Origin of the sequence: Novosphingobium sp. 32-60-15 (genome assembly GCF_002280675.1) — a bacterium.
Lineage (GTDB): Bacteria > Pseudomonadota > Alphaproteobacteria > Sphingomonadales > Sphingomonadaceae > Novosphingobium.
Genome location: NZ_NCEN01000022.1, coordinates 1 through 26,998 on the forward strand (window position 1 = coordinate 1; position 26,998 = coordinate 26,998).

26 protein-coding genes are annotated in these 26,998 nt (G+C 61.0%); 11 read left to right on the plus strand and 15 right to left on the minus strand.

All coding sequences use genetic code 11. The annotated features are described in order from the left end of the window. Window positions 1-173: 173 nt before the first annotated feature. Together B7Y89_RS14510 and B7Y89_RS14515 are read right to left on the minus strand one after the other, a co-directional pair. Window positions 174-1,088, minus strand: coding sequence for a 2-dehydropantoate 2-reductase (locus B7Y89_RS14510; protein WP_292939214.1), 915 nt, complete (start codon window positions 1,086-1,088; stop codon window positions 174-176). A 64-nt stretch (window positions 1,089-1,152) separates the two neighbouring features. Continuing rightward, complete coding sequence (locus B7Y89_RS14515; protein ID WP_292939215.1) at window positions 1,153-2,043, minus strand: LysR family transcriptional regulator; 891 nt, start codon at window positions 2,041-2,043, stop codon at window positions 1,153-1,155. A 95-nt stretch (window positions 2,044-2,138) separates the two neighbouring features. On the opposite strand from B7Y89_RS14515, the gene mdlC reads away from it, so the two are divergent. From mdlC to B7Y89_RS14530, 3 genes are read left to right on the plus strand one after another with little or no spacing between them, the layout of a single operon-like run. Then, window positions 2,139-3,695, plus strand: coding sequence for a benzoylformate decarboxylase (gene mdlC / locus B7Y89_RS14520; RefSeq protein ID WP_292939216.1), 1,557 nt, complete (start codon window positions 2,139-2,141; stop codon window positions 3,693-3,695). Further along, complete coding sequence (locus tag B7Y89_RS14525; RefSeq protein ID WP_292939217.1) at window positions 3,692-5,035, plus strand: aromatic ring-hydroxylating dioxygenase subunit alpha; 1,344 nt, start codon at window positions 3,692-3,694, stop codon at window positions 5,033-5,035. The genes mdlC and B7Y89_RS14525 overlap by 4 nt, the downstream gene beginning before the upstream one ends. Then, window positions 5,032-5,532: an aromatic-ring-hydroxylating dioxygenase subunit beta gene (locus B7Y89_RS14530; RefSeq protein WP_292939218.1), complete on the plus strand. Its 501-nt coding sequence runs from the start codon at window positions 5,032-5,034 to the stop codon at window positions 5,530-5,532. Before B7Y89_RS14525 ends, B7Y89_RS14530 begins: the two co-directional genes overlap by 4 nt. Before the next feature lie 400 nt (window positions 5,533-5,932). Here B7Y89_RS14530 and B7Y89_RS14535 read toward each other — a convergent pair whose 3' ends face one another. The 13 genes from B7Y89_RS14535 to B7Y89_RS14595 form a co-directional block, all read right to left on the minus strand. Further along, window positions 5,933-6,199 (minus strand): hypothetical protein, encoded by a 267-nt coding sequence (locus B7Y89_RS14535; RefSeq protein WP_292939219.1) that lies wholly within the window; start codon window positions 6,197-6,199, stop codon window positions 5,933-5,935. A 221-nt stretch (window positions 6,200-6,420) separates the two neighbouring features. Then, the gene (locus B7Y89_RS14540; protein WP_292939220.1) at window positions 6,421-7,428 is read right to left on the minus strand and encodes an alcohol dehydrogenase catalytic domain-containing protein; all 1,008 of its coding nucleotides are present in this window, start codon (window positions 7,426-7,428) and stop codon (window positions 6,421-6,423) included. 218 nt (window positions 7,429-7,646) lie between these two features. Continuing rightward, window positions 7,647-8,486: an SDR family oxidoreductase gene (locus B7Y89_RS14545; protein ID WP_292939221.1), complete on the minus strand. Its 840-nt coding sequence runs from the start codon at window positions 8,484-8,486 to the stop codon at window positions 7,647-7,649. A 22-nt stretch (window positions 8,487-8,508) separates the two neighbouring features. Continuing rightward, window positions 8,509-9,585 carry an aromatic ring-hydroxylating dioxygenase subunit alpha gene (locus B7Y89_RS14550; RefSeq protein ID WP_292939222.1) on the minus strand — a complete coding sequence of 359 codons (1,077 nt, stop codon included), beginning with the start codon at window positions 9,583-9,585 and terminating at the stop codon, window positions 8,509-8,511. Window positions 9,586-9,595: 10 nt separating this feature from the next. Then, entirely contained in the window at window positions 9,596-10,129 is a 534-nt protein-coding gene (locus B7Y89_RS14555) for a 2,4'-dihydroxyacetophenone dioxygenase family protein (RefSeq protein ID WP_292939223.1), read from the minus strand. Between the two features lie 7 nt (window positions 10,130-10,136). Next, window positions 10,137-10,673, minus strand: coding sequence for a 2,4'-dihydroxyacetophenone dioxygenase family protein (locus tag B7Y89_RS14560; RefSeq protein WP_292939224.1), 537 nt, complete (start codon window positions 10,671-10,673; stop codon window positions 10,137-10,139). A 13-nt stretch (window positions 10,674-10,686) separates the two neighbouring features. After that, on the minus strand, window positions 10,687-11,220 hold the full coding sequence (locus B7Y89_RS14565) for a 2,4'-dihydroxyacetophenone dioxygenase family protein (RefSeq protein ID WP_292939225.1): 534 nt from the start codon (window positions 11,218-11,220) through the stop codon (window positions 10,687-10,689). Window positions 11,221-11,289: 69 nt separating this feature from the next. Further along, window positions 11,290-13,794, minus strand: a complete 2,505-nt coding sequence (locus B7Y89_RS14570) for a TonB-dependent receptor (protein ID WP_292939226.1) — start codon at window positions 13,792-13,794, stop codon at window positions 11,290-11,292. A 160-nt stretch (window positions 13,795-13,954) separates the two neighbouring features. Further along, window positions 13,955-14,896 carry a helix-turn-helix domain-containing protein gene (locus B7Y89_RS14575; RefSeq protein WP_292939227.1) on the minus strand — a complete coding sequence of 314 codons (942 nt, stop codon included), beginning with the start codon at window positions 14,894-14,896 and terminating at the stop codon, window positions 13,955-13,957. Between the two features lie 27 nt (window positions 14,897-14,923). After that, window positions 14,924-16,156, minus strand: coding sequence for an MFS transporter (locus B7Y89_RS14580; protein WP_292939228.1), 1,233 nt, complete (start codon window positions 16,154-16,156; stop codon window positions 14,924-14,926). A gap of 31 nt (window positions 16,157-16,187) precedes the next feature. After that, entirely contained in the window at window positions 16,188-16,733 is a 546-nt protein-coding gene (locus tag B7Y89_RS14585; protein WP_292939229.1) for a VOC family protein, read from the minus strand. Between the two features lie 55 nt (window positions 16,734-16,788). Further along, window positions 16,789-17,802 carry an NAD(P)-dependent alcohol dehydrogenase gene (locus B7Y89_RS14590; protein WP_292939230.1) on the minus strand — a complete coding sequence of 338 codons (1,014 nt, stop codon included), beginning with the start codon at window positions 17,800-17,802 and terminating at the stop codon, window positions 16,789-16,791. Window positions 17,803-17,887: 85 nt separating this feature from the next. Continuing rightward, window positions 17,888-18,688 (minus strand): IclR family transcriptional regulator C-terminal domain-containing protein, encoded by an 801-nt coding sequence (locus tag B7Y89_RS14595; protein ID WP_292939231.1) that lies wholly within the window; start codon window positions 18,686-18,688, stop codon window positions 17,888-17,890. A gap of 127 nt (window positions 18,689-18,815) precedes the next feature. Between B7Y89_RS14595 and B7Y89_RS14600 the strand changes: the two genes are divergently transcribed. The 8 genes from B7Y89_RS14600 (at window position 18,816) to B7Y89_RS14635 (ending at window position 26,993) form a co-directional block, all read left to right on the plus strand. Beyond that, on the plus strand, window positions 18,816-20,033 hold the full coding sequence (locus B7Y89_RS14600) for a Tm-1-like ATP-binding domain-containing protein (RefSeq protein ID WP_292939232.1): 1,218 nt from the start codon (window positions 18,816-18,818) through the stop codon (window positions 20,031-20,033). A gap of 7 nt (window positions 20,034-20,040) precedes the next feature. Further along, a complete protein-coding gene (locus B7Y89_RS14605) occupies window positions 20,041-20,487 on the plus strand; it encodes a biotin/lipoyl-containing protein (RefSeq protein WP_292939233.1) in 447 nt (148 codons plus the stop codon). 1 nt (window position 20,488) lies between these two features. Further along, a complete protein-coding gene (locus B7Y89_RS14610) occupies window positions 20,489-21,823 on the plus strand; it encodes a biotin carboxylase N-terminal domain-containing protein (protein ID WP_292939234.1) in 1,335 nt (444 codons plus the stop codon). Continuing rightward, a complete protein-coding gene (locus B7Y89_RS14615) occupies window positions 21,820-23,292 on the plus strand; it encodes a biotin carboxyl carrier protein (protein ID WP_292939235.1) in 1,473 nt (490 codons plus the stop codon). Before B7Y89_RS14610 ends, B7Y89_RS14615 begins: the two co-directional genes overlap by 4 nt. A 2-nt stretch (window positions 23,293-23,294) precedes the next feature. Next, window positions 23,295-24,140, plus strand: coding sequence for an HAD hydrolase-like protein (locus B7Y89_RS14620; protein WP_292939236.1), 846 nt, complete (start codon window positions 23,295-23,297; stop codon window positions 24,138-24,140). Window positions 24,141-24,289: 149 nt separating this feature from the next. After that, window positions 24,290-24,616 (plus strand): cytochrome c, encoded by a 327-nt coding sequence (locus tag B7Y89_RS14625; RefSeq protein WP_292939237.1) that lies wholly within the window; start codon window positions 24,290-24,292, stop codon window positions 24,614-24,616. A 5-nt stretch (window positions 24,617-24,621) separates the two neighbouring features. Further along, a complete protein-coding gene (locus tag B7Y89_RS14630) occupies window positions 24,622-26,241 on the plus strand; it encodes an FAD-binding oxidoreductase (protein WP_292939238.1) in 1,620 nt (539 codons plus the stop codon). Next, complete coding sequence (locus tag B7Y89_RS14635; protein ID WP_292939239.1) at window positions 26,241-26,993, plus strand: glucose 1-dehydrogenase; 753 nt, start codon at window positions 26,241-26,243, stop codon at window positions 26,991-26,993. The genes B7Y89_RS14630 and B7Y89_RS14635 overlap by 1 nt, the downstream gene beginning before the upstream one ends. Window positions 26,994-26,998: the final 5 nt, after the last annotated feature.

A 26,998-nucleotide genomic window follows, 5' to 3' on the forward strand; every position in this document is an offset into this window, starting at 1 on the left:
TGTGCGGGCGGAATTGTGGGCCTTTGCCAAAACCACATCGCCTAAATTACTGACTTAAATACAGAAAGGATGGTAGACGTGAGTCCTCTTCTGGCACCATTTTCCGGCAAAGTCGGAAAAGCGCCGTACCGATTGCGGTTTGCGCCGACGATCGCGTTATCTTTAACGTCAAATCATCCGCCGGGTTCGCCCAGCCTCACCATATCCGTCAGCAATCCCAGTGCGGGTGCTGGAATGGCGTGCTTTTCGGCTGCGGCAAGGATCGCGCCGTTGATGGATTCGATTTCCGTTGTCCGGCCGGCAAGGCGGTCTTGCAGCATCGACGGTTTGTGCGCGCGATGGTTGGCGAGCGCGAAATCGACTTTGGAATCAAGGCGTGAACGGTCCACCGCTGCACCCTCTGCTGCGGCAATGGCAACAATCTCGTCGATAACCGCTTTTGCCGCACGGCGACCGGCGGGATGATCCAGCCCGCCAACGGGCAAACCGCTGACGGTGCACAAGGCATTGAGCGCGCCATTGAAGGCAACCTTTTCCCATACCGCAACTTTGACTTGCGCATCGGCGACAGCGTTCATGCCCGCTGCCTCGAACACCGCTGCAACCGCTACCGCCTGTCCGTCAGCACCTTGGGGATAATTGCCCAGGAAGATGTGCCCCGCGCCATGCGATGCCACAACATTGGGGCCTTCAAGGTCTGCCGGAAAATCGGTCACGCCCCACAAGATGCGGTCGGCGGGGAAAACGTCCGCGATGGTTTCGACGTTTCCGAGGCCATTCTGGAGCGTCAGAACAGTGCATCCGGTCTGCGCCAGATGCGCAACCGACCGGATCGCGCTGGCGCTGTGCATGCCCTTGGTGAACAGCATCAGCAGATCGACAGGCCCTGCCACATCGGCGGCAAGCTGTGCCTTGACCGAAGCGGTATGATCGCCCGCATCATCGTGAAGCACGATGCCATCAGCCGCAATCAACGCAAGGCGGTCAGGATCGACATCGACCACGGTGACCGATTTGCCAGCCAGCGCAAAACGTGCCGCAAACAGGCATCCCATCGCGCCTGCACCAACGATGACGATCCGTTCCATCTGTCCAATCCCTTCCCGTGTGCACACGTACAGGCGCACGAGTCTGGCGTCCGATCAGGTGTGGTCAAGAGGATAGCGGAAAGAGTTCCACAAAACGCCGTGCCGCATCTGGCAAGAGACCGGAAGCGCGCCGATGCAGCACAAATTCGCGGCTGATGGCAAGTTCCGGCACATCCAGACGCCGCATTGTGCCGCTGGCAATGTGCGCGGCAAGAAGAGGTTCCGGCAACCAGCACAGCAACCGGCTATGGGCAGAAACCGCGATCATGGTTTCAACTGACGCGGTCTCGACCGCGATACCGGGGAGGGCAAGCCCTTGGGCGGCGATCAGGCGTTCAAACATCTGGCGCGGAGTATAGCTGGCATCCGGCATCACCCAATCATGCGCCAGCACATCGGCAAGGCGCGGCGCTGATGGCAGGGGATGGTGCTCTGCGCAAAATGTCGCGAAGGCATCGCGGTAGGCACCGGGGCCGATGGCAACAACACCCGGATCATCAAGCAATCCCGCCGACACGACAAGATCGACACGGCGGGTAACCAGCGCATCCAGAAGCTCGCTGTTGACGGCTTCCAACAATTCCACCCTCAGCCCGGGGGCAGCGGCCAGAAGCTGCCCCGCCGCTTGGGCAACCAGCGTACGCATGACCGATGAGACCGCGCCAATCCGCACCACACCGCGTTTCAAACCGCGCAGCGCCGCCAGTTCATCACGCGTATTGCCCATTTCGGAAACGATGTGGCGGGCATGGGTGGCAAGCAATTCTCCCGCAGGTGTCAGCACCATGCCCTTGCCCCCGCGATCGAACAGGGCGTGGCCCAGCCGCTCCTCCATGCCCTTCACCATCCGGCTGAGTGTGGGCTGCGTCAGGTTGGCCACCCGCACCGCGCGGCCCAGGCTGCCTGTATCGGCAATGGCCAGAAAGGCGCGCAATTGGCGTTCGTCAAAATCCATGCATCCAACGTATGACTTTGGCCCACATTTGCAATTGTTTCTAATGGTCAGTCGGTTCATTCTTCGCCGCAAATCATAGGGAAACGAGAGAGACCATGCCAACCGTCCGCGAAGTTACCATCGGCCTGCTGCGCGAACTTGGCATGACCACGATTTTCGGCAATCCCGGATCAACCGAACTGCCGATGTTCCGCGATTTCCCCGCCGATTTCCGCTATGTCATGGGCCTTCAGGAAAGCGTCGTGCTCGGCATGGCCGATGGCTATGCCCAAGGCACAAAGCGCGCGGCCATCGTCAATCTGCACAGCTCAGCAGGCGTCGGCCATGCGCTGGGCAACGTGTTTTCCGCCTTCAAGAACCAGACCCCGCTGGTCGTCACCGCAGGACAGCAGGCGCGCTCTATCCTGCCCTACGAACCGTTTCTGTTTGCCGAACGCGCGGCTGAATTTCCAAGGCCCTTCGTCAAATGGTCATGCGAACCCGCCCGCGCCGAAGACGTGCCCGCCGCCCTGCACCGCGCCTGGCTAGTGGCGATGGAGCCGCCCTGCGGCCCCACCTTCGTTTCCATCCCCATTGACGATTGGGACCGGACTTGCGCACCGTTCACGCCCCGCAACGTCCACACCTCCCGCATGCCCGATGCCGATGCCATCGCCACATGCGGAGCCGCTCTGGCCAAGGCTGCCCGCCCCCTCATCGTCGTCGGCGCAGGCGTCGCGCGCGACAATGCGTGGGATCAGGTGATCGCGCTGGCCGAACGCCACAATGCGCAAGTCAAAGTCGCGCCCATGTCTGCCCGGTGCAGCTTCCCCGAAGACCATCCGCTCTTCGCAGGCTTCCTCACTGCGGCGCGCGAAGCGATTGTCACGGCACTATCCCCCCATGATTTCGTGCTCGCGCTGGGCGGACCGATGAGCCTCTATCACGTCGAAGGCCACGGCCCGCATGTGCCCGCAGGGTGCGACGTATGGCTGATTGGCGACAATCACGTTCACGCCGCCTGGGCACCGGCTGGCACTGCCATCGTGGCGCAGTGCAACAAGGCGCTCGGCATGCTGCTGCAAGGCCCGCCACCACAGCCAAGGCCTATGCCTGCCCCGCGCCACCCCCTGCCCCCGCTCGATGGAACGGCGATGACCGACGCTTACGTGCTCCAGCAGATCGCCGCATTGCGCACTCGGGAATCCATCATCGTCGAAGAAGCGCCGTCCAGCCGTGGACCGATGCATGACCGCCTGCCCATCGTGCGCAAGGATACGTTCTACACCACCGCCAGCGGCGGCTTGGGCCACGGCCTTCCCGCCGCTGTCGGCATGGCGATGGCCCGCCCTAACGACAAGGTCATCGCGGTGCTTGGCGATGGCTCGGCCATGTACGCCATTCAGGGCCTTCACGCCGCCGTGCAGCATGGCCTGCCGGTCAGCTTCGTCATCGTCAAAAACAACCGCTATGAAGCACTGCACAACTTCGGCCAGCATTTCGGCATGCAGGAACTGGTCGGCACCAAGTTCCCCGAACTCGATTTTTGCATGCTGGCTCAGGGCCACGGCCTCGTCGCACGCCGCGCAACCGATGCCGCCAGCCTTGATGAAGCCTTGCGCTGGTCCTTCGCGGCTTCTGGTCCCACTCTGGTAGAAGCGGTGGTGCTATGACCTTGCGCCTTACCGATCTGATTGATGACCGCCCGCAAGACGGCGTGTTCCGCGTCAACCGCGCGATCTTTACCGATGCCCAGGTGTTCGACGCCGAAATGCGGGTGCTGTTCGAAGGCGGCTGGATCTTTCTCGGGCTGGAATCGCAGGCCGCCAACCCCCACGATTTCTTCACCACTTTCGCAGGCCGCGTGCCCGTCCTTGTCCAGCGCGATGGTGAAGGCACCTTGCGCGCGTTCATCAATTCATGCCCGCACAAAGGCGCGCGGCTGGCGCAAGTGCGACAGGGCAATACGCGCCTGCACGTCTGCCCCTATCACAGCTGGAGCTTTGACAGCGCAGGCCGCAACAAGGCGGTGAAATGGCAAAAGGCGGGCTGCTATGCGGAAAGCTTTGACCGCGACAATCACAACCTCGCCGCCCTGCCCCGCTTTGCCAACCATCGCGGCTTCCTGTTCGGCAGCCTCGCCGCTGATGTGCCATCCTTGGCCGAACATCTGGGCGAAGCTTCCAAACTGCTCGATCTTGTCGCCGATCAAAGCGACGACGGCCTCGAACTCGTGCCCGGACAAGTGACTTTCACGTATCAGGCCAACTGGAAGCTCCAGCTCGAAAACTGCTCGGATGCCTATCACTTCACCTCCGCCCACCCCTCCTACATCCGCGTACTCGAACGGCGGCAACAGGAAATGAGCGGCGATGTCGTCGCCTCGGTCTGGGAAAACAGCGATTACTGGAAGGAAGAGACCCAGGGCGTCGGCGGCGGCAGCTTCAGCTTTGCCAATGGCCACGTGCTCAACTGGGGCGTGTTCGGCGTAACGCCCGCCATCCCGCTTTATGAGCGCGCGGGCGAACTGGCGACACGCCACGGAGAGGCCCGGCGAGACTGGATGTTCAACATGCGCAACCTCACCATTTTCCCCAACCTGCAAGTGGCCGAAAACGCATCAAGCCAATTGCGCGTGATCCGCCCGCTTGGCCCCGGCCTCACCGAAATGCGCACATGGTGCATTGCGCCCAAGGGCGAAAGCGCCACCGCCCGCCGCCAGCGCATCCGCCAGTACGAGGACTTCTTCAACCCCACCGGCATGGCCACGCCCGATGACACGGTATCCTATGAAAACTGCCAGATCGGCTTTGCCGGAACGCTGGAGCCATGGCTGCAAGGCTATGCCCGCGGAATGACCGCAAGCGTAGAAGGCGGCAACCGCTTTGCCGACCGGATCGACCTGTACCCCGAACGCAGCGTTCTGGCAGACTCGCAACTATGCGATGAAACGCTCTACCACGCCTACTACCGCGCCTGGGCACAGCGCATGAAAGCGGAGTTCGCCGCATGACCGCCCCGCTCACCCGCGCCGCCGCCCAAGACCTGCTCTATCGCGAAGCCCTGCTGATCGACACGAACCGCTTTGCCGAATGGCTCGATCTGTTCACGCCCGATACCGAATTCTGGATGCCCGCATGGCGCGATGAAACCACCACCACGCAAGACCCCGACAGCGAACTGTCGCTGATCTACTACAAAGGTCGCCGCAATCTGGAAGACCGCGTGATGCGCCTCACTTCGGGCCTGTCCACCGCCTCGGCCCCCCTGCCGCGCGTCGTCCACCAGATCACCAACGTCCTGCTCACCGCCGCAGCCGATGAAAGCGCAGAAATCTCCGCCGCCTTCACCTGCCACCGCTTCGACGTCCGCATGAACCGCACCGACTGCTTCTTCGGCCGCTACGAATACCGGTTGGTCCTCGCAGACGGCGCGTGGAAAATCGCGCGCAAGAAAATCGTCCTGCTGAACGACACCATCCCCACCGTAGTAGATATCAACGCGATTTAACCTTGCCCCATAAAGCCCTCTCCCCATCAGGGGAGAGGGTTGGGAGAGGGGGCGGACGCAGCACCTCCTTATCAAAGTAAGTCCCTATTCAGGGGCACGCCGCACCTCCCACCGAAATTCCAGTCTCCCTACCCCCCCACCGTCACCCCGGGCTTGACCCGGGGTCCCGCTTCTTTTGTTTTTCGCGCAGAGACCGCCATGAAAGCAAAGATTTGGAGCGTGTAACAAACCTCCCACCGATCCGCGATCCCCTGCGCCTCGGCGCGAACCACTTCTCTTGCCACAAGCCGCAAAGAAAAGCCCAACCCCGGGTCAAGCCCGGGGCGACGACAAATGGGACGGCAGCTTTTGGAGCGTCAGTTGCTTGTGTTGAATGACCGAAAGTGGGCGGTTAGCTGCCTTAAGCGACGCCATTGCAAAAAGTTTCATCAACTCTTTTTGCCAGCGGATCGTAGATGACGTTCACAATCCCACAGCCACCGTCCATCACCAATGGCAAGTCTTGCCTTTTGGCTAGCCAGTAGCGCTGACCTTTGCGCGGATCATTTCCGTCGCTGAGGACGTAAGTCGCAATTACACGCTCGCCATCAAAAGCGTAATAACGGTTATACTCGTTCAATCCTTGCGCTTCCGGCGGGAGTTGAACTTGTCGTTCGATATTCTCCATGATCCGTGTTTGGCTAATTGTAGCCAACTGCGGAGAACTCGATCTCGAAGAATCATGGTCCGCCTCCATCGGAGCTTCAGACGAGCATGCGACCAATACAAGTGTGGCTGCGAGGAAGATGCGCATTGCGGGAGTATGCGGGGTGCGGGCAATATCCGCAATGGCGTCGTATCCTGAACGGCTGCTTCCAGCACAAAAATGCGAAAAGCCGCCCTCACCCCCTACAACCCCGGCGCGATCAGCACTTTGCAGTCGTGGGTCCGTTTGCGCAGGGCTTCGAACTTTTGCGGGGTTTGAGCCAGCGTGATGGTATCGGTCACCAGCGCGCGGGGTTCGGCGGCGCCTGCGTCGAGGGCATCGAGCGCCTCTTCATATTCCTGCCGGGTGAAGAACGCCGAGGTGATCAGGCGCACTTCCTTGGACAGCATGGCAAAGCTGTTGAAGGTATCGGGCCGGGTGCACAGGCCGAGCAGGCAGATCGTGCCGCGTTTGCGCACTTGTTCCACCGCTTGCGCGATCAGGCCGGGGACGCCGACGCATTCGAACACGATATCGGGCTTGGCCCCCAGCATTGCCTCTGCCCCGCCCACCGGATCATCCGGGCTGACGCAAAAGCCGGTTGCGCCCATCGCCAGCGCGCGGTCTTGCTGGAACGTGGCAAGGTCCTGGATGATCACATCCGAAGCGCCCTTGCGCCGCGCCCAGAACGCCACGGCAAGGCCGATTGGCCCCGCGCCGAGGATCAGCACTTTATCGCCCGGCTTCATGCCCGACATGTTGACGCCGTGCAGCGCCACGGCCAGCGGCTCGATAATCGCGCCGTCGTCCATGCCGGCGGTGCGCGGCAGGCGGATGCACTGGTTGGCACGGGTCTTGGCATATTCGGCATAACCGCCGCCCTGCAAGCCAAACTGATCGCACCATGCCACTTCGCCTGCACGGCAAGAAGCACACGTGCCGCAGCTTTTCAGCGGGATGACCGACACCGCATCGCCCAGCACAAGGCCTTCAACCCCTTTGCCGAGCGCGACCACTTCGCCTGCAAATTCATGGCCAAGGATCGAGCCGCGCCCCATGCCATAGGCCGGGTCTTCGGTCATATGCAGGTCAGACCCGCAGATGCCGCAGCGCCCCACTTTCACCACCACCTCACCCGCATCGGGCACCGGATCATCGACGGTGGCAACGACAAGCGGCTGGTGCAAATCTTGCATGACAACGGCGCGCATGGGGTATTCCTTATCTTTTGGCGGTGATGTGGGTTGCTTGGACAGCGCCTCGCGTGGTGGCGTTCACTTCATGCCCCTCACTTCGCCCCTTTTCTTCGTCGTTGCGAGCCCCGCGAAGCGGGGAGAAGCAATCCAGAGCCGTCATGCGCCACTCTGGATTGCTTCGTCAGCTTCACCTCCTCGCAATGACGAATTTATTTATGGTCCACTGCAGCCGCTCAGCCGAATTTGCCCAGCATCATGCCGCCGTCGATCACGCAATGGCTGCCGGTCATGTAGTCCGATGCATCGGACGCCAGCAATAGCGCGAGCGGCTTCAACTGGTCGGTTTCGGCCACGCGGCCCAGTGGCACAATGGCATCCCATGCCGCGCGCGCGACCGGGTCTTTTTTCAGCCAGCCGCCGCCGATATTGGTGACGAACGGTCCGGGCGCGATGGCGTTGATGCGGATGCCGAACTCTGCCAGTTCCAGCCCCAGCGCGCGCACCATATGCAAAACGCCCGCCTTTGCAGGCATGTAGGGCAGGCCGACGATGGGTTCGGTCACCAGCCCTGCATTCGATGCCGTGGCGATGATCGATCCGCCGGTCCGCCCGTTGGCGCGGCCCTCCTGCTTCATCAGGCGCACCGCATTGCTGACAGTATGGAACACGCCGTTCAGGTTTACTTCGATCGAGCGTTTCCAGCGGTCGTGATCATAAGTATCCACCTGACCATCGGGATTGCGGTGGCCTGCGGGGTTCCAGAAACCCGCGCCGGTATCAATCCCCGCATTGGCAAAGCAGATGTCCAGCCCGCCATAGGCTTTGGCGTGGGCATCGAATGCGGCGACCACTTGATCCCAATCGGCCACGTCAATCGTATCGGCCCGCGCCTCATAGCCCTGGCCACGCAGCCTTGCCGCCTCACGCTCGGCCCCTTCGGCGTCGATGTCGGCCAGCGTCACCGCCGCGCCCGCCTCGGCCATCGCCTCGGCATAAGCAAGGCCGATGCCCGATGCTGCGCCGGTCACCAGCGCGCTGCGCCCTTTGATATCGAACTTGTCCAGCGTTCCCATCGGCATCCCCTGTCAGTTATGATTATACGGCGGCGCTGTGTTGCTTTTCGCGCTCGATCAGCCGTTGCAACATGCGCCGCGCGCGCACCCCGCCGCCGTCACCGCCAAGCACCAGCGGGCGCAAATCCCAGAAGTCCTGCCCCCGCATCAACCGGTGGCTATCGCGGATCAGCGGCATGTCTTCCTGCTCGAAAGCAAACTCCAGCGCCCCGCGCATCGCGGCGGTAAACTCTGCATCGCCCAGTTTGTAATCGCGCGCCGTTGCCCAGAAATAATGCGTTGTATCAGGCGTTTCGGGCGTGAACGCGTGAAGCGAAGGCAACAACGTGCAATCCTGGCGCGGCGTCCCGGGATCGCCCGCGCGGAAATCAAAGTATAACACCGCAGGGGCATGCCATTGGACAAGGCCATAGAAGTCTTGCGGCTTACCCTCGGTGCCCATAACCGCCGAAATGCCGACTGACAGCAGATCGTTCAGCCGCACATATTCAGCAAAGACATGCTCGCCATCCTGCCAGAACTTGCGCTCGCCCTCGGTAAAGGCGCTCGCCACCAAAGCAGGATGCACGAAATTGGCATGGCTCAGGTCAAGGATGTTGTCGCTATAAAGCTCGTAATGGCCCTCGGCCACCGTCGCGCCGCGCACCGCTTCCCACTTGGGGTCAGACAGCCAGCCAAACTCCGGTATCAGCGCCGCGTCCGCCTTCGCCGCCTCGCCCATCCATATCCACAACAGCGCATGACGCTCCACCAGCGGGTAGACCTGCAACTGCGCATCGGGAAGCTGCCCGCCGGGGTGCGGATTGTGGACGCAACGCCCGGCCCCATCAAAGCGCAAGCCGTGGTACGGGCACATCAGCGCCCCCTCCACCACGCTGCCATTCCCCAATGGCGCAAACCGGTGCGGACAGCGCCCGCTTACCGCTTGCGCCACGCCATCGGCATCGCGGAATAGCGCCACGGGTTCTTCAAGGAACGTGCGCTGCTGCGGTGCCTCACCCAGATCGGCGGCCCAGCCGGCAACGTACCAGGTGTTGCGCAGATATGTGCCCGCAGGCGCGGCGGAAAGCTTCGGAACCGGAACCCTCTCGCCGCTCACGCCAGCACCCTTATCTGTAAAGCGCAGGGTTGATCGCGATGCCGTGCTCTTTGCAGTAGCTTTCGTAGTGGTTCATGAACCACCACACGTCGAGCGTTTCGACATGGTTGCCCTGATCGTCAAAGAACTCGTTGGCGCCCTGCATGTGGAACAGCGCCTTCATCCCGTTCGGATCATCGGTCACCAGCGTATGCGCGGTTCCCGGCGTTTCGGTGATGAAATCGCCCGGACCGCAAACCCAATCATATTCAAGATAGCGGAAGGTGCCTTCAAGCCCGACCGCCCACACTTTTCCGCGATGCTTGTGCGTGCCGATCACGCCCGGACCCTTGATCCACAGCACGTTGACATAAACGTTCTCGCGCACGTCAAACGCGAGATGCCGTATCGCCGCATTCTCGCCAAACGGCACCCACGGGCTTTCCGCTTCGGACGCGCCGACATAGCTGCCTTCCACGCCCTTGGTGCGGATCAGATCGCCGTAAAGTTCGGGAACATTGACGATTTTGTATGCGCCCGAAGGCGGTGCGGTCATCGTAGACATAAGTGCCTCAAAGATAGAGCTTGGGGTTGATTGCGATGCCGTTCTCGCGGCAATGCGTCTCATAGTGATTGATGAACCACCACACGTCGGTGGTATCTACCAGCACGGCATTTGAATCGTAAAACTCGATCGGCCCCTGCATCCACCCGAACAGTTTGCAGCCTTGCGGATGGTCGGTCACCAGCGTGTGGCTCTCGCCCGGTGTCTCAAGGATCAAACCTCCCGGCGTTGCCACCCAATCGTATTCCAGATAGCGCACGCTGCCCTCAAGGCAGACCATCGTGATCGTACCGCGATGGAAGTGCGTGCCGATCACGCCGGGGCCTTTGACCCACAGGATGTTCGAATAGAGGTTCTGCCGCACGTCAAACGCCAGATGCTTGATCGCCGCATTGTCGCCAAACGGCACCCACGGGCTGTCCACATCGGTTTGCGCGTCAATATAGCGCCCGCCGGGGCTTAACCGCGCGACCAGATCCTTGTGCGCAAAAGGCACATCGACAATCTCTGCTTTGTTCGATGGTGGCGCGGTCATCACGGTCATGGCTTGCGTCCTCTCAACGGATCAGCGTGTCGACATAGTCAGCGCCGATCCCGACCTTGTCGTAATGTTCGCGCGCGGCTTTCATGTAATCAAACACGTCGTAATGGCCCACGGTGTTGCCCGCATCGTCCAGCCACATCAGCGGGCCGGAAACCACGAAAAACACCTTCATCGGGTCTTCGTGTTCATAACAGACCAGCGTGTGGCTCTCGCCCGGCGTTTCATAAACGAAATCACCAGCCGTCGCGGTCCATTCATGCTCAAGATAGGCCCACTTGCCGCTGATAGTATAGGCCCAGATCGGGTGCGGATGGTAATGGCGGTTCACCAGTCCCGCCGTCTTGCTCATCAGCACATCGGCCCACATGTTCTTGGACGGGCTGATCCAGACCGGCTTGGAAAACACGGTTTCGGAAATCGGTACCCAATAGCGTTCATCGCCCTCGGCAATCTTGGGCAGATAGACTTCCGGCAGGCTGCCCTCGCGGAACACCTTCTCAACCGGTTTGATATCTTTCCAGAATTCGGCGTGTGCGGCTTCAGCCATTGTCTCTCTCCGGTAAAATCAAATACGGGCGGGGCCAATCCGATCAGCCCCGCCCGTTCACGAGTATGCTTAGAACTCGACGCCAAGCCGCGCGAACCATTCGCGCGGACGGCTGTACGTGCCGTAGAACTGGCCACCTGCGATCTGTGCCTGACCTGTCACCAGATACCGTTCATCGGTGATGTTGGTCACGCCGACAGTCAGATCCCAATGGTTGCCCGATTTGTAGCTGATGTTGCCGTTGACGATATCGGTCGGCCCGCGTTGCAGCAGGAACGCACGCTCGGTATCGTTCCACAGCGATGTGGTGTGGGTCCAGTCACCCAAGATCACCACCTTGGCATCGCCACCAACCGACAGTTCGTACCGTGGGCTGACATTGAACTTCCACTTCGGCGTCTTGGGCAGATTTGCACCCGGGAACACGCCTGCCTGGAACGGATTGGCCGCAACTTGCGCGCCAGCCAGCACCGCTGTGTATTTCGCATCGGTATAACCAACCGAGGCATTGATCAGGAACCCGTCGGTCGGGGCCGCAACGACCTCGACTTCAAAGCCCTTGATCCGCGCGTCGCCAGCGTTCTGAATGGTTGGCGAAACGCCCTGCTGGAAGTTCAGCTGGATGCCCTTGTAATCGGTCTGGAACGCAGCTGCGTTAATCTGCAGGCGATTGTCGAGGAACATCGACTTCACGCCCACTTCATAGGTGGTTGCCTTTTCTTCGTTGAAGTCAGGCGCAGTGGGCAGGGGGTTGGACAGGCGTGTGGTCCAGCCACCGGTCTTGTAACCCTTTGACCAGCTTGCATAAAGCATCGCATCATCGGTGGGGTGATATTGCAGGCCGACCTTGGGCGAAAAGTCGCTGAACGATTTGCGCTGCGTTCCGGCAATGTAATAGCGCAGCGGCTCGCCCTGATTGGGGAAGCCGGCCGCGATGCGGCAAGCATCCGAAATCGGGTTGATCGAAGCGCATGGTGGCACACCGACCTGGTTCACGATCTTGTAGGTCAGGCCGTTGGCGTCCGACTGGAAGCCTTCAAACGTCTTGTCTTCCTTGGTGTAACGGCCGCCGATGGTGATGCCGAACTGTTCGGTCGGGCGGTAATCGATCTGGCCGAAGAACGCATAGTTCTTGGTCGAAAGATCGTTTGGACCGTCAACTTGCAGCAGGCCTTCTGCAAAGGTCACATAGTCATGCAGATCGCCTGCTTCCTTGAAGAAGTATGCGCCCAGAACATAGTTCAGCTTCTTGTCCATGGCCGAACCATTCAGCTGCAGTTCCTGGCTGAACTGGTACTGGTTCATCGTGAAGCTGGTGTGCAGGAAATTCAACGGAGAACCGTCAAGGTCCATGCCCGCATTCCAATGCAACTCACGATAAGCCGTGATTGATTTCAGCATGACCGTATCGGACAGGTCGAATTCAATCGTGCCCGAACCACCATAGGATTTGAGCTTCGAATAGTTGTTCCCGTTGGCGTAAGACACGTCAACATCACCCGACACAAACCGGTTGTCATAGGGCAAGCGGTTGTTGCGCGGATCTGCATCGACGTTGACGCCGAACACGCTGGGATTGTCAAAAATGCTGTTCAGGCCGCCAATTCCGCCGATGTAAGCGAATGAAGGCGGGCCGCCACCGCAATTGCCAGCAACAATACCTTCAATGGCGCAGTTATATGTGCCTGCAAAGACCGCCGGGGTGGACGAAATCAGCGTATTGGCCAGCTGTGACTGGTCAATATTGCTGTAATCGCCCGAAAGCGTGATGCGCAGGTTGGTCTTGTTGTCATACCGCAGCTTGCCGCGCAAGTTCCAGCTATTGTCTCCGCCTTCGCTGCCATAACCAATGTTGTTATAGCCAGCAGCTTTGTAGTTGGTAACCGGCGTTGACGCAAAATTGGTCGCGCCGGGGAAAGGAACGCGCTTTACATAACCATCGCGGGTTTTGGTAGCAAAGCTGACCGATGCAGCAAGGCCGTCTGTGAGCGGGAGGTCAACCGTGCCCCGCGTTTGCAGCAAGCCGAAGCGGCCTGTGGTAACATCACCCTTGAAACGGAATTCATCACCCGGGTCATGCGTAACGATAGAGATCGCGCCGCCAATCGTGTTGCGGCCGAACAAGGTTCCCTGTGGCCCCTTGAGCACTTCGATTCGCTCAACGTCAGGCAAGTCCTGGTTCGCACCAACCGAACGCGCAAGATAGACGCCGTCCAGATAGACGCCCACGCCCGGATCGATGTTGAAGGCAAAGTCGTTGGCGCCAATGCCGCGAATGAACGCCGAAAGCACGGCGGACGAACCCGAGAACGGCGTCCCTGCGTCAAGCGTGACGTTTGGCGAAATGTTGGAAAGCGAGGCCACGCTGCCAACGGCGCGCTCCTGAAGCGCTTCGGCGCTGAACGCCGAAATCGCGATTGGCACGTCCTGCACGTTTTCCGCACGCTTTTGCGCGGTCACCACGATCTGGGCGATGCCGCCTGTGCTTTCCTCGGCTTGCGCCTGGTCTTGCGCCCATGCCGGTGCCGCAGTGGCTGCCGCCAACGCAGCTATGGATATCGATGCCATTTTCATTCTTTTCTCTCCCTGTTTGGCCTTGGTGGTGGAGCCGCCTTCACAAGTGGCTCCCAAGATCTCGCCAGCTTGATACGTGCTGACGGAAACTGTTGCTTGCACTGGCGCGCAAGTTGATCAGGACTCCCGCGCAAATCCTGTGCAGCGTCCCTTTTGATTTTTACGCCGTTACGCGGCGGCCTAGCCTCCAATCGCGCGGGGCCGCGCCAAATTGCTGGCGAAAGCAGCGGGTGAAATATGCGCTGTCGTTGAAGCCCAGTTCGAAAGCGATCTCGGTGATACTGGCATCAGGCCGCGCAACCAGACGGTCTGCCGCGCGCCGCAACCGCTGCTCCAGAATATAGGCAGTCGGTGTCGTGCCCATTGCCGCAAACACATTCTGCACCGTGCGCATGGAAATGCGGCAGGCATCGGCGATTGATGCTGTACGCAGCAACGGATCTTCCAGATGCGCCGCCACCATCGCCGTCACGCGTCCCCGCAAATCGGCATCGCCAACGCTTGGCTGCGGCCTTTGCGCACCGCGCATTGCCATGGCCGCAAGGTCATAGAACACCGCGTTGATCCCGGTTTCCCATTCGGGGTCCTCGCCCGCACGTTCGCCATGTTGCCACAGCGATAGCAGGAAATCGTGGAACACCCGCCCGCCCGGCGTTGATCCGCACATCCGCTGCATCAGCGCATCGTCAACACCGGGAAAGCGCTCGACCAACGGCGCGCGCGGGAACTCGACCACGAGCATTTCATGGCCGCTCAGCTTGATCGAATAGGGTTCATGCGGGCTGGCCAGCACGAAATCGCCCGGCTGCAACGCGCACTCGGCTCGCCTTTGTTCATGCTCGCTGGTGCCCCGGCATTGCAGATGCAGGATCAGCCGCTCCTCGTTCTGCGGCAAAGGCGTGCGCCCCACCCCGGAATGCGTAGAATCGGTGCGGATCATGTCAAGTTGGCCAACGCGCCATGCCAGCATCCGGCCAGCGAAATCCTCGCCCGGTACATTGACGAACGTGCCGGTAAAAACGCGGTCAGCGATCTCGTTCCAGTAGCGCGCCCGGTCTTTCGGGGCGACATCGCCGGTGTTGAACTTGAGAAGCGCAGTCATCGTTCTTCTCCCGTTTGTTTAAAGTGTTCAGGCAAAAGCCGGAGCAGCGCGCCGCGCAACCACGCGCGGTGCAGATTCAATCAGACCCAGTGTGCAAATCCCCGCCAGAACAGCGCAGACCAGCATCAGCCACAGCGGAGCATTCAGGCCGTAAACATCGGCGAGCGACCCTGCGAAAAGCGGTGCAAGCACGCCTCCCACCACTTCACCCGTGCCCATGACCACCCCGGTCAAAGTCGCGGTCAGGCGCGGGTCAACCGACTCTGCCGGGATCGTCGCCATGAACATCGGGAACAGGCCGTTCAGTCCCCATCCGAAGAAGAAGATCGCCGCCAGTGCCAGGGTTGAACCTTGGTAATATAGCCCCGCCAAGGGCAGGATCACGCCAAGGAACGAAAAGAAGATCATGACCGGCCGCCGCCCGATGGCATCCGAAATGGCAGGCACCACAAAGCTGCCAAGCCCTGCTGAAATGCCCAAAGTGGCCATCAGCCAACCCATCGTTTCGGGATCAAACCCGCGCGCTTTGGTCAGGAACAGCGGCATGAACGCCCAGCAGACGACCAGATACGATACGAGCAGGATCGAAATCAGCGCACACAGGATGACGTTGCGGTGGCGGAATGCCTCACGCAGTGTCACCGTTGGAACCGCTTCATCGTGCACTTGCGTCGGCGGTTCGCGCAGTGTGAACCAGATCAGCGCTGCGGTCACAAGGCCGGGCAGCGCGGCAAGGTAAAACCCGGTCCGCCAGCCCACCGCAACCGCCACCGGCACCAGCAACAGCGGCGCAAGGCCCGATCCCAGCAGGTTTGAGCCAAGGTTCTGCGCCACCCCCATCGCAAGGCCCCGCCGTTCGGGCGAAACTTCGGCCACGATCATCGAATGGCTGACCGGCATCACGCCGCCCTCTGCCGCGCCCATCAGCAAGCGCGCACCCAGCAGCATAAGGAACGAGGACGCCGCGCCGGAAATGAACGAGCACAGGCAGAACGCCACGGTCGCCACGACAATCACCGGTTTGCGCGATCCCAGCTTGTCCGAAATGCGCCCGACCGCCAGCCCCGACAGCGCCCACGTCAGCGAAAGTGCCGAACTGAACATGCCCACTTGCGTGTTCGAAAGCTGCAAGTCCGGCTGGACGAACGGCATCAGGAAGTTGAGCGCGTTGCGATCAAAAAACAAAATGCCGAAATTGAGGCTGAGCAGCGCCGTGACCCAAACCTGGTAGCCGCTACTGCTTGATCCTGTCTTCGCCATTTATGCCATCCCCGCCATGCTTGTTGTTGTTTTAAATAAATGGCCGGACCGGATCAGACCCGTCCCAATCCAGCGAAGCACGCCACATCGCGGTGAAATGATCGTCCATCCCCGGTGTAGCCGGGATCAGTTCCAGAAAGCCGGGAGCCGCGCCATCTCCGCCTTCAAGATAGGCGACACTGCCCCCTGTCGGCACTGCCGCTTTGAACGCCAGTTCATACCCGCGCGCCAAATAGTCAGGCAGGGCAGCCTCCACATCCGCGCAAGCAATGCCGAAGTGGTGGAACCCGTATCCGCGCTGCCCGATCGTTTCGCGGTAGACAGAAGGGTTGCCGTCCAGCGGCTGGATCAGCTCGATCTGCATGTGCCCGGCAAAGCCCATCGCAATCGTCACATCCGCGGTCGAAACCGCGCCCCGGTAGAACTGGTCAGCCCCCAGAAAATGGTCGAGCAGGAAAAACGGCCCCGCGCCGCAATCGCGCTGGAAATGCGCTATCGATGCGCGCACGTCTTCCACCACAAAAGCGGTTTGCATCACGCCGCCAAAGGGCTGGCCAAAGCCAAGCATTTGCGCCATTTCCATCCTCTCCTCGCGCTTCGCCTCTAACGTGCGTAAGCGCCGAAATCTGTCGCTACAGGGTAATCACAACCTTCCCGAACAGCCCGGCCGAAGACTGGTATGCAAGCGCGTCCTTGAACGCTTCCATCGCAAAGCTGCGGTCCACCACGGGCTTGATGGCGTGTGCATCGACAAAGGCATTGAGCCGCTGCGCCATGCCTTTTGACCCCACAAATATTCCGCGAATCGATGCGCCCTTGAACATCAGTCCGTGCGGGCTGGTATCGCCTTCACGCGTCAACACGCCGATCAACGCGATTTCGCCAGCAAAGCCCACCGCCGCGATGGATTGCTTGAGCGTTCCCGCTCCACCAACCTCGACCACTTTGTCCACCCCGCCACCGGCCAGCCGCGCGGCTTCCGCGCCCCATTCAGGTGTCGTGCGGTAATTGATCACATGATCCGCACCCATCGCCTTCACCCGCTCAAGCTTTTCATCCGATGATGATGTTGCAATCACGGTCGCGCCTGCCGCTTTGGCGATTTGCAACGCCAGCAACGAAACACCGCCGGTGCCCAGAACAAGCACCGTGTCGCCAGCCTTAACGGGCCGTGGGCCTTCCATCAACGCATTCCAGGCCGTAACCCCGGCGCATGGCAGACAAGCGGCCTGCGCAAAGTCAATCGTTTCGGCCAGCTTTACCACGCCGCGTTCCGGCAAAATGACGATATCCTGCAACATGCCCGGCGCTGGCGGCGCACCCAAAGCCATAACCATGCCGGGATTTGGCGGCCCGTCCATCCAATCCTGAAAGAAAATCCCCGCAACGCGATCACCGGATTTCAGCGCGGTCACGCCATCGCCTACTGCCACGATTTCGCCCGCGCCATCGGAAAGCGGAACGGTATCTTGCTGCACCACCCCGCCCATATACAAACCCAACGGAATGATCTGGTCACGGAAATTGATCGAGCAAGCCTGCACGCGAACGGCCACTTCACCCGGACCGGGTGCCGGAGCAACAGCTTCCACCAGCTTGAGGTCGTCAAGCGTCGTGGAGCCTGCGGATATCAACCACTGGCGCATTGGCATTTTCTCCCTGTTTTATGAGCATCGCCGATTCAGCGCCCCAATATAATAAGTTGGACAAACAGTTTTCACGTGGTGAAATTTAATTCGGGTTCTTCGCCAGCGCCTCACCAATCGCACGCGCCGTTGCCTTGAGTGCTTCAAGGTGGCGCTTGATCACCGCTTCGTCCGCACCCCGGCGGCCTGGCCAGGTCACGTTGATTGTGGCGATGGGCGATCCGTCGACCATGATTGGCACTGCCATTGACCGACGGCCATCGCGCAGAACAAGTTGCTTTGACCGGTCGGGCCAAGGCAACGTCGGATCGCGCGTGGCGTAGCCGCGCTGCCGCACAAGGCTCAACATCTGGCGCAGTTCCGCTTCGCTGCCCTCTGCAGGATTGGCCGGGCGCAGCCGGTCAATGATCGAATCGCGCTCGGCATCACCGCATGCGGCCAGATAGGCACGCCCGGTAGCAGTGTGGATATAGGAAAGCTTCACCCCGATTGGCCCCAGTGTCGCCGAATCCAGCCTGAACAAAGGACTATTGGTCTCGACAATCTCCATGTGATCAAGCCTTGGCGCGCCAAGCACCGAAGGCCAAGCCACCCGCGTCGACAGCGCCTTCATGTGCGGCGATGCTATTTCGGCAATGCGCGCCGCCGATGTGAACGATGCCCGCTCCACTTGGTCGACATGCGGCAAATAGGCGCCATCGGCCAGCCGCTGCCAGATCAGCCCTTTCTGACCCAGCGTCACCAGCATCCGCAGCAGCGTGGCCTTGGGCAGTCCTGTCGCCTGGTGCAGTTCATGCAAGCTGGCGGCCTTGCGGGTCTGCACTTCGATCAGCACGTCCAGCCCGCGCTCAAGCGCGCGCACGGTCTTCACCCGCTGTTCCAGCATGGTTTTTCCTTCCGGTCCTCTCTCGGCAAAATCTACGTTTCACCTTGTGCAACGCAAAGTCCCGAAACACCCGTGCAATGTCAACCACTCTGTCGCAGCTATAGACAACAAGGAGAGGGAACCAACGATGACGAAGCCAAGCGTCCTGTTCATCTGCACGCAGGATACCAAGGAAGAGGAAGCCCGTTTCACCCGCGCCGCTCTTGAAGCAGCGGGCGTTGATGTGGTCCACCTTGACCCTAGCGTACGCCGCAGCGTTGGCGGCGCGGAGATTTCGCCCGAGATGGTTGCCGAGGCCGCTGGCATGACCATCGAAGCCGTGCGGGCGCTGGGCCACGAAGGCAAATGCCAGGACGCGATGATTCGCGGCGCTATTGCCGCCGCCCATGCGTGGGATGCGCAAAGGCCCGTGTCCGGCATTCTGGCGGTTGGCGGATCAATGGGCTCGGCACTGGCAGGGGCGCTGATGCAAAGCTTTCCCTACGGCCTGCCCAAGCTGATCGTCTCGACCATGGCGTCCGGTTTCACCAAACCGTACATGGGCGTGAAGGACATCGCGATGATGAACGCGGTGACCGATATATCCGGCATCAACACCATCAGCCGCGATGTATTCCGCAATGCCGCCCATGCCGTCGCTGGAATGGCAAAGGGATACGAACGTGACAAAGGCCCGGCCAAGCCGCTCGTCCTCATCACCACGCTTGGCACCACTGAAACAAGCGTAAAGCGTATCCGTCAGGCGCTGGAATCCGATGGCTGCGAAGTCATGGTGTTCCATTCATCAGGCGCAGGCGGCCCCACGCTTGATGCCTTGGCGCAGGACAAGGACACAGCCCTAGTGCTGGATCTGTCACAGACCGAAATCCTCGATCACATCTTCGGAGGCTTGGCCGATTCAGGGCCGGATCGCGGCAAGGCAGCACTGGCCAAGGGCATCCCCACGATCATCGCCCCGGGCAATGCCGATTTCATCATCGGCGGCCCGCTTGATGTATCGCAAGTGCAGTTTCCCGGCCGCCGCTATCACATGCACAATCCGCAGCTGACCGCTGTGCGCACCGGCGTTGATGATCTGAAACGCCTTGCCGATCATCTTGCAGCCAATGTGCGCGAGGCCAAAGGTCCGGTGCGCGTCTTCACCCCGCTCGGCGGCTTCTCCAGCCATGACAGCGCGCAAGGCCATTTGCAGGATCTGTCGGTTCCCGGCCCCTTTGCGCAATATCTGGCCCAGGTCATGCCGGAAAACGTCCCCGTTACCGCCATCGACGCCCACTTCAACGACGAGGCCTTTTCCGATGCGATAATTGCCGCATCGCGTGAAATGCTGGCCGCAAAGGTTTGATTTGAAAATGGACAACGATCTCCCGCTCACCCACGAAGACGTGGCCGAAATTGCCGCCATTATCGAGAATTCGGGCTACCGCGAACTCGACTTGTCCACGCGCCGTTTCCATTTGCGCATCGCCAAGGGCGATGGCGAAGACTGCGGCCTTACCCAGGAATGGCATTGGGCCGGTGCCGCCGGCGAAGTGGCTGCACAGGCAGATAGCGCCACTGTTGATCCCGATGCCATTTGCTCGCCCTTGCCCGGCACATTCTACCACGCCCCCCAACCCGGAGCGCCTGCGTTTGTTGCTGCGGGCGATACGGTTGGTCCCGAAACCGTGGTCGGCATTGTCGAAACGATGAAGCTGATGAACCCCGTCCACGCCGGACGCAGCGGCACGATTGCGGAAATCCTGGTGCCCGACGGCACGCTGGTCGCCAAGGGCGACGCACTGTTCAGGCTGGCCTGACATGATCCGCAAACTGTTTGTCGCCAATCGCGGCGAGATTGCCTTGCGGGTCATCCGCACGGCGCAAAAGATGGGCATCGCCACCGTACTGGGCGCGTCAGAAGCCGATGCAGCCTCGCTTCCTGCCCGAATGGCCGATGAAGTGGCCATTGTCGGCCCCGGCCCTTCCAACCAAAGCTACCTTTCGGTCCAGCGCGTGGTCGATGCTGCCGTGCGTTCAGGCTGTGATGCAGTCCACCCGGGCTATGGCTTTCTGTCTGAAAACGCCGCCTTCGCCAGCGCGGTCATCGCCGCAGGCATGCGCTTTGTCGGCCCTGAAATTTCAACGCTTGAGGGCATGGGCGATAAACTTGCCGCCCGCGCTTTGGCGGTCGAGGCAGGGCTTCCGGTCCTCCCCGGCGGCGAAGCGGCCACCCGCGCCGATGTCCACACCCGCGCTGCCCAAACCGGCTACCCGCTGTTGCTCAAGGCCGTTTCGGGCGGCGGCGGCAAGGGCATGCGCCGCGTTGATCGTGCCGAAGATCTCGATAGCGCGCTGGATATGGCGCAAGCCGAAGCCCAAGCTGCATTCGGCAACGCCGCCGTCTATGTGGAACGCTTCGTCGCGATGGGCCGCCACGTTGAAGTCCAGCTGCTGGGCGATGGCAACAACGCCATTCACCTCGGCACCCGCGATTGTTCAATCCAGCGCCGCTTCCAAAAGCTGGTCGAAGAAGCGCCGGCCCCGGCGATGCCTCTGGCCGCGCGCGAAGCGATTGAACAGGCCGCCGTGCGCCTTGCCCGTCACTTGTCCTATCGCGGCGCAGGCACGGCTGAATTCCTTGTCGATGCAACGGACTTCTCGTTCTACTTCCTCGAACTCAACGCCCGCATTCAGGTGGAGCATCCGGTCACCGAAGCGATCACCGGGGTCGATCTGGTTGAACAGCAATTGCTGGTGGCGTCGGGCAAGCCGTTGTCTCTAACGCAAGCCATGGTCCGCCCTGTCGGCCACGCCATCGAAGTGCGCATCAACGCCGAAGACCCAGACGCCGATTTCCGCCCATCTCCGGGCCGGGCCACCTGCGCGGCATGGCCAGCGGGCGACGGCGTCCGGGTTGATACGCACATCGGCACCGGCGGCGAAGTGCCCCCGTTCTACGATTCCCTGATGGGCAAGTTGATCGTTCATGGCCAGACGCGCGAACAGGCGGTCGAACGCCTCGGCAAAGCGCTGGCATCACTGCACATCGAAGGCCTGCCCACCACCACCCCGCTCCATCGCCGCATCGTGGCAGACCCGCGCTTTATCGCAGGCGGCGTCGATACCGGCTTTCTCAACGGACTTGCCCAATGACCGAGATCCGTCTTGTCGACGTCACCATGCGCGATGGCAACCAGAGCCTGTGGGGCGCCACCGGCCTCAACACCGCGCACATGCTGCAAGCCGCCGCCCTCACCGAGGCTTGCGGCTTTCGCGCCATCGATTTTTCCTCGTCCAGCCACATGGCCGTCGCGGTCCGGTACTTCCGGAACAATCCGTGGGAACGCATGCGCCGCATGGCACAGGCCATGCCCTCCACGCCGCTGCAATTCATCACCACCGGCTTGCGCTTCATCGCATGGCAGCAGGCCGACCCGGAATTCATGCGGCTGGTCTATCGCGCGCTTCAGGTGAACGGCGTGGGCCGCTTCGTCCTGCTTGATCCGATGCATGAAGTGCCTGCCGTGATCGAAGCGGCAAAGCTGGTAAAGGATGAAGGCAGCGCCGAAGTTATGGCCGCGCTCACCTTCACCTTGTCGGAAATCCACACCGACCGGTTCTATGCCGATTTCGCCCGCGCTGTTGGCCAAAGCCCGAATATTGACCTGTTCTATATCAAGGACCCCGCAGGCCTGCTCTCGGTGGACCGCGCCCGCACGCTTGTTCCTGCGGTCAAGGCCGCCATCGGCAATCGTCCGCTGGAAATCCATGCCCACACCACCGTCGGCCTTGGCATGATGTCCAGCCTTGAGGCGGCAAAGCTTGGCATTTCGGCCATCCACGTCGGCGTCGGCCCCGGCGGCGATGGCTCCTCCTTGCCCGAAGCCAACCGCATGGTCGCCAATCTTGAAGAAGCAGGCTTTGATGTCGGCATAGACAAGGCCTCGCTAAAACGCCTCACCACCTATTGGCAGCAAGTCGCATTGGCTGAAGGCCTGCCCCCCGGCATGCCGCAAAACTTCGACGCCAGCTTCCTGCGCCACCAGATTGCCGGAGGCGTGATGACCACCATCGCGCGCCAGCTTGAAGAACTGGGCCTGTCCGACCGGATGGACGCGGTGATCGCCGAAACCGGGCAAGTCCGCGCCGATCTCGGCTTTCCCATCATGGTCACGCCCTTCCCGCAAATGGTCATGACACAGGCGCTGTTCAACGTGATCGGCGACACCCGCTATGCGCAGGTCTCCGACCAGGTGATCCGCTATTGCATGGGCAAATTCGGCAAACCCACCTCGCCGGTCGATCCCCAAGTCCTCGCCACGATCATGGACCGACCCCGTTCGCGCGAGTTGGAGAACGAGCCGATGTTCCCCGCACTGGCCGATTTGCGCCGCCAGTTCGGCACCAACCTGCCCGACGAGGAATTCCTGCTGCGCGCGGTCATGCCGGGGGAACAGGTCGACGCCATGCTTTCCGCAGGCCGCTCGCGCGCTACTTATTCGCCACATGCTGCGCCCATCCTGTCGCTGTTGCGCCAACTCGCGGCAAAGCCCCACGCGCGCGATCTTGTGATCGAACGCGGCGGCTTCCGTCTCGCCCTCCATGCCGGAGCATCGCTTTGAAAATGAACGCCGAAATATCCGCGCGCCTACGCGGTGCAGCAGGCTTTATCTTTGATATGGACGGCACCATTGCGCTGGGGGATTCCAAAAGCGGCGGCCACCGCGCCCTGCCCCACGCCATCGCCGTTCTGGAAACACTGAAGGCCGCCGGAACGCCCTTTGTCGTATTCACCAACGGCACCGCCAAGCCGCCTGCCGCATATGCCCAATCGCTGCGCAATGCAGGGTTTCCGGTGGCCGACGGGCAAATGCTCACGCCGTCATCGTCCGCCGCAATCTGGCTGGCCAAGTCCGGCCTGACAAAAGTCCGCGTGTTGGGCAATGCGGGCTGTGCGGCCCCACTGGTGGATGCAGGCCTTGACGTGATCGGGCCATCAGACGAAGCCGAAGGCGTCCAGGCCGTCTATACCGGCTGGTTCCGCGAGTTTGATTTTGCCGCGCTTGAAGCGGGATGCCATTCGCTGTGGGGTGGTGCCCGTCTGGTAACAGCAAGCAACGTGCCCTTCTTTGCCACGGAAAATGGCCGCGCCATCGGCGCTAGCTATCCCATCAATGCCATGCTGTCAGCCATGACCGGAAAGCGCCCGCGCATCTTGGGCAAGCCTTCGCGGGTAGCATTCGAAACGGCCCTTGGCGTCATGGGGCTGCCTCGTAGCGCCGCCAAGGATATAATCGTAGTGGGCGATGATCCGGCGCTTGAGATGCGCATGGCCAATGATGCAGGTGCGTCTTCGGTTGGCTTGGCAACAGGGGTCATGTCAGCCGATGCAGAATTGCCCGAACACAGCCGCCCGTCCTGTCTGCTGGGCGATCTTGAACCGATGCTCGCCGCACTGCAGGCAGGTTAACGGCGCTCTAAAGTTTTTCCAGATTTCACCAGGCGAAATTCGGCGCCCGTGCTTTTCGTGGCTCTGGCCCCAAGCACTGATAGAGTTGGCACAAGCTAAGACAAAGCGGCGCTGCAACAGCCGCTATAAGTTGGGACGAGGAGCCAAGAATGACGCGAATCGCAATGTCGATTATGGCCGCAAGCATATTGGCGGGAGCCGCGCCCTTGATGGCCGGACAGAAGCTCGGCGAAGTGCAAGGATCACGCACGCCTGACGAGATTTACGCCAAGACTTGCGGATATTGCCACGGACGCAATGTCGGCCCGATCATCCTTGGGCGCGCCCTGCCTGCGGAATCGGTCAAGTACATCGTGCGCCACGGCCAGAACGGAATGCCCGCCTTCCGCCCCACCGAAGTCAAGCCATCCGAACTGGAGGCGCTGGCACTATGGATCGAGAAAAGCGCGGCGCGCAAGCAGGAGCACGGATATTGAGCAGCATGGAACTCAACCGCCGCGGCCTTTTGGGCGCAGGAATCATCGGTGCGGCCAGCCTTGGTCTTGGTACCGGTGCCAGCGCAAAGGATCCGGCACCGCTTGCTCCGCACATGACCAAAGCGGATTTTGCGGGCGCAATGAAGGCGTTTCGTGGCGTTGTTGGTGCAGAATGGGTGTTCGGCGATGAAGAAGCCGTTGCCCCTTACGCAAAAGTCTATGTGCCCGATCCGCTGAACCGCCACGTTCCCATTGGCGCGGTCTGCCCTGAAACAGTGGAACAGGTGCAGGAAATCGTCCGGATCGCCAACACATACAAACAGCCACTCTGGCCGATATCGACCGGCAAGAACATGGGCTATGGCATGGCCGCACCGGCAACGCCCGGCCAGGTCGTGCTTGATCTCAAACGGATGAACCGCATCCTTGAAGTGGATGCCGATCTTGGCACCTGTCTTCTCGAACCGGGCGTCACCTACCAGCAGCTCAAGGACTATCTGGTAGATAACAACATTCCGTTGTGGATCGATGTACCCACGGTCGGCCCCATCGCCTCGCCCGTTGGCAACACGCTGGATCGCGGGGTGGGCTATACCCCTTATGGCGAACACTTCATGTTCCAGTGCGGCATGGAAGTGGTCCTGCCTGATGGACAAGTGATGCGCACCGGCATGGGGTCCATCAAGGGCAGCACCGCGTGGCAAGCGTTCAAATGGGGCTATGGACCCTACCTCGACGGCCTGTTTACCCAATCGAACTTCGGCATAGTCACCAAAATGGGCTTGTGGCTAATGCCCAAGCCGCCGGTCTACAAACCGTTCATGGTGCGCCACAGCGAAATGGCCGATGTGCCACGCATCATTGAAGCCATGCGCCCGTTGCGCGTCTCGAACCTTGTCGCCAACTGCAACCTGATGATGAGCGCGTCGTACCAGCTCGCCATGTTCAAGCGCCGCAATGAAATCGTGCCCGATGGTGCGCCGCTGGACGAAGCATCGTTGAAAAAAGCAGCCAAGGCCAATGGTCTGGGCATGTGGAACACATACTTCGCGCTCTATGGCACAGAACAGACCGTGGCCGCGGTGGAGCCGATCATCCGCGCCAGCCTTACCGCCAGCGGCGGCGAGGTGCTGACATCTGCCGAAATGGGCGACAATCCGTGGTTCCACCACCACGCCACGCTGATGGAAGGCGGGCTGAACCTTGACGAGATCGGCCTGCTGCGCTGGCGCGGTGCGGGCGGCGGCCTTGCATGGTTTGCGCCCGTGGCCGCCGCTCGCGGGATTGAGGCAGAACGCCAGACCAAACTGGCCACTGAAATCGTCGAGAAGTATGGCTTTGACTATACCGCCGCTTACGCCATCGGCTGGCGCGATTTGCACCACATCCTCGCGCTGCTGTTCGACAAATCCGATGCCGAGCAGGAGAAGAAAGCCGACGCCTGTTACCGTGAACTGGTCACCCGCTTTGGTGCACAAGGCTGGGCCAGCTACCGCACTGGTGTCAATTCGATGGACCTTGTCGCACAACAGTATGGCGAGGTTAATCGCGGTTTCAACGCAAAGATCAAGCACGCAATTGACCCGAACGGCATCCTTGCCCCGGGCAAATCGGGGATCATCTGATGATGCGTTTTGAAGGCAAAGCCGTGCTGATCACCGGTGCTGCCACCGGCATCGGCCGCGCCACCGCGCTTGCCTTTGCGCGCGAAGGTGCAGCGGTGATGATCGGCGATATCGATGAACGCGCGGCGCAAACCGTGGACATGATCGTGGGCGAAGGTGGCCGCGCCGCATTCCGCCACACCGATGTGCGCAAGAGCGCCGAACTGACCGCACTGGTCGCCGAATGCATTGAACGCTTCGGACGGATGGATGCAGCGTTCAACAATGCGGGCGTCCTGCCTCCGCAGCGCCCCATCCACGAAGTGCCCGAGGACGAGCTGGACCTTGCCATTGACGTTGATTTCAAGGGCGTGTTTTTCGCCATGCAGGCCGAACTTCGCCATTTCTTGAGCGTTGGCGGCGGCGTAATCGTCAACACCGCCAGCGTCGGCGCGCTGATCGCGGACCCCAATATGAGCGCCTATTGCGCCATGAAGCATGCCGTCTCCGGGCTCACCAAAGCCGCAGCGGTCGAATACGCGCAACAAAACATCCGCGTGAATGCAATCGCACCGGGCTTCGTCGTCACCCCGATGACAAAGCACTGGGCCGATAGCAACGAATTCACGCAGATGTTCTTTGCGCAGAACATTTCAGGCCGCGCCGCCCGCCCCGAAGAAATCGCCCCCACCGTCCTGCACCTGTGTTCAGACGGCGCGAGCTTCATCAACGGCGCAACTTTCACCATCGACGGTGGCCAGACCGCACACTGAGAGGG

Coding starts and splice junctions, on each gene's coding strand:
- B7Y89_RS14575 (WP_292939227.1), bottom strand. CDS start 14,896: ATGACTGCGCTTCTCAAGTTCAACACCGGCGATGTCGCCCCGAAAGAC.
- B7Y89_RS14585 (WP_292939229.1), bottom strand. CDS start 16,733: ATGGCGCAAATGCTTGGCTTTGGCCAGCCCTTTGGCGGCGTGATGCAA.
- B7Y89_RS14580 (WP_292939228.1), bottom strand. CDS start 16,156: ATGGCGAAGACAGGATCAAGCAGTAGCGGCTACCAGGTTTGGGTCACG.
- mdlC (WP_292939216.1), top strand. CDS start 2,139: ATGCCAACCGTCCGCGAAGTTACCATCGGCCTGCTGCGCGAACTTGGC.
- B7Y89_RS14600 (WP_292939232.1), top strand. CDS start 18,816: ATGACGAAGCCAAGCGTCCTGTTCATCTGCACGCAGGATACCAAGGAA.
- B7Y89_RS14615 (WP_292939235.1), top strand. CDS start 21,820: ATGACCGAGATCCGTCTTGTCGACGTCACCATGCGCGATGGCAACCAG.
- B7Y89_RS14555 (WP_292939223.1), bottom strand. CDS start 10,129: ATGTCTACGATGACCGCACCGCCTTCGGGCGCATACAAAATCGTCAAT.
- B7Y89_RS14560 (WP_292939224.1), bottom strand. CDS start 10,673: ATGACCGTGATGACCGCGCCACCATCGAACAAAGCAGAGATTGTCGAT.
- B7Y89_RS14565 (WP_292939225.1), bottom strand. CDS start 11,220: ATGGCTGAAGCCGCACACGCCGAATTCTGGAAAGATATCAAACCGGTT.
- B7Y89_RS14570 (WP_292939226.1), bottom strand. CDS start 13,794: ATGAAAATGGCATCGATATCCATAGCTGCGTTGGCGGCAGCCACTGCG.
- B7Y89_RS14635 (WP_292939239.1), top strand. CDS start 26,241: ATGATGCGTTTTGAAGGCAAAGCCGTGCTGATCACCGGTGCTGCCACC.
- B7Y89_RS14590 (WP_292939230.1), bottom strand. CDS start 17,802: ATGCGCCAGTGGTTGATATCCGCAGGCTCCACGACGCTTGACGACCTC.
- B7Y89_RS14525 (WP_292939217.1), top strand. CDS start 3,692: ATGACCTTGCGCCTTACCGATCTGATTGATGACCGCCCGCAAGACGGC.
- B7Y89_RS14510 (WP_292939214.1), bottom strand. CDS start 1,088: ATGGAACGGATCGTCATCGTTGGTGCAGGCGCGATGGGATGCCTGTTT.
- B7Y89_RS14620 (WP_292939236.1), top strand. CDS start 23,295: ATGAACGCCGAAATATCCGCGCGCCTACGCGGTGCAGCAGGCTTTATC.
- B7Y89_RS14625 (WP_292939237.1), top strand. CDS start 24,290: ATGACGCGAATCGCAATGTCGATTATGGCCGCAAGCATATTGGCGGGA.
- B7Y89_RS14610 (WP_292939234.1), top strand. CDS start 20,489: ATGATCCGCAAACTGTTTGTCGCCAATCGCGGCGAGATTGCCTTGCGG.
- B7Y89_RS14535 (WP_292939219.1), bottom strand. CDS start 6,199: ATGGAGAATATCGAACGACAAGTTCAACTCCCGCCGGAAGCGCAAGGA.
- B7Y89_RS14605 (WP_292939233.1), top strand. CDS start 20,041: ATGGACAACGATCTCCCGCTCACCCACGAAGACGTGGCCGAAATTGCC.
- B7Y89_RS14515 (WP_292939215.1), bottom strand. CDS start 2,043: ATGGATTTTGACGAACGCCAATTGCGCGCCTTTCTGGCCATTGCCGAT.
- B7Y89_RS14545 (WP_292939221.1), bottom strand. CDS start 8,486: ATGGGAACGCTGGACAAGTTCGATATCAAAGGGCGCAGCGCGCTGGTG.
- B7Y89_RS14630 (WP_292939238.1), top strand. CDS start 24,622: ATGGAACTCAACCGCCGCGGCCTTTTGGGCGCAGGAATCATCGGTGCG.
- B7Y89_RS14595 (WP_292939231.1), bottom strand. CDS start 18,688: ATGCTGGAACAGCGGGTGAAGACCGTGCGCGCGCTTGAGCGCGGGCTG.
- B7Y89_RS14530 (WP_292939218.1), top strand. CDS start 5,032: ATGACCGCCCCGCTCACCCGCGCCGCCGCCCAAGACCTGCTCTATCGC.
- B7Y89_RS14540 (WP_292939220.1), bottom strand. CDS start 7,428: ATGCGCGCCGTTGTCATGCAAGATTTGCACCAGCCGCTTGTCGTTGCC.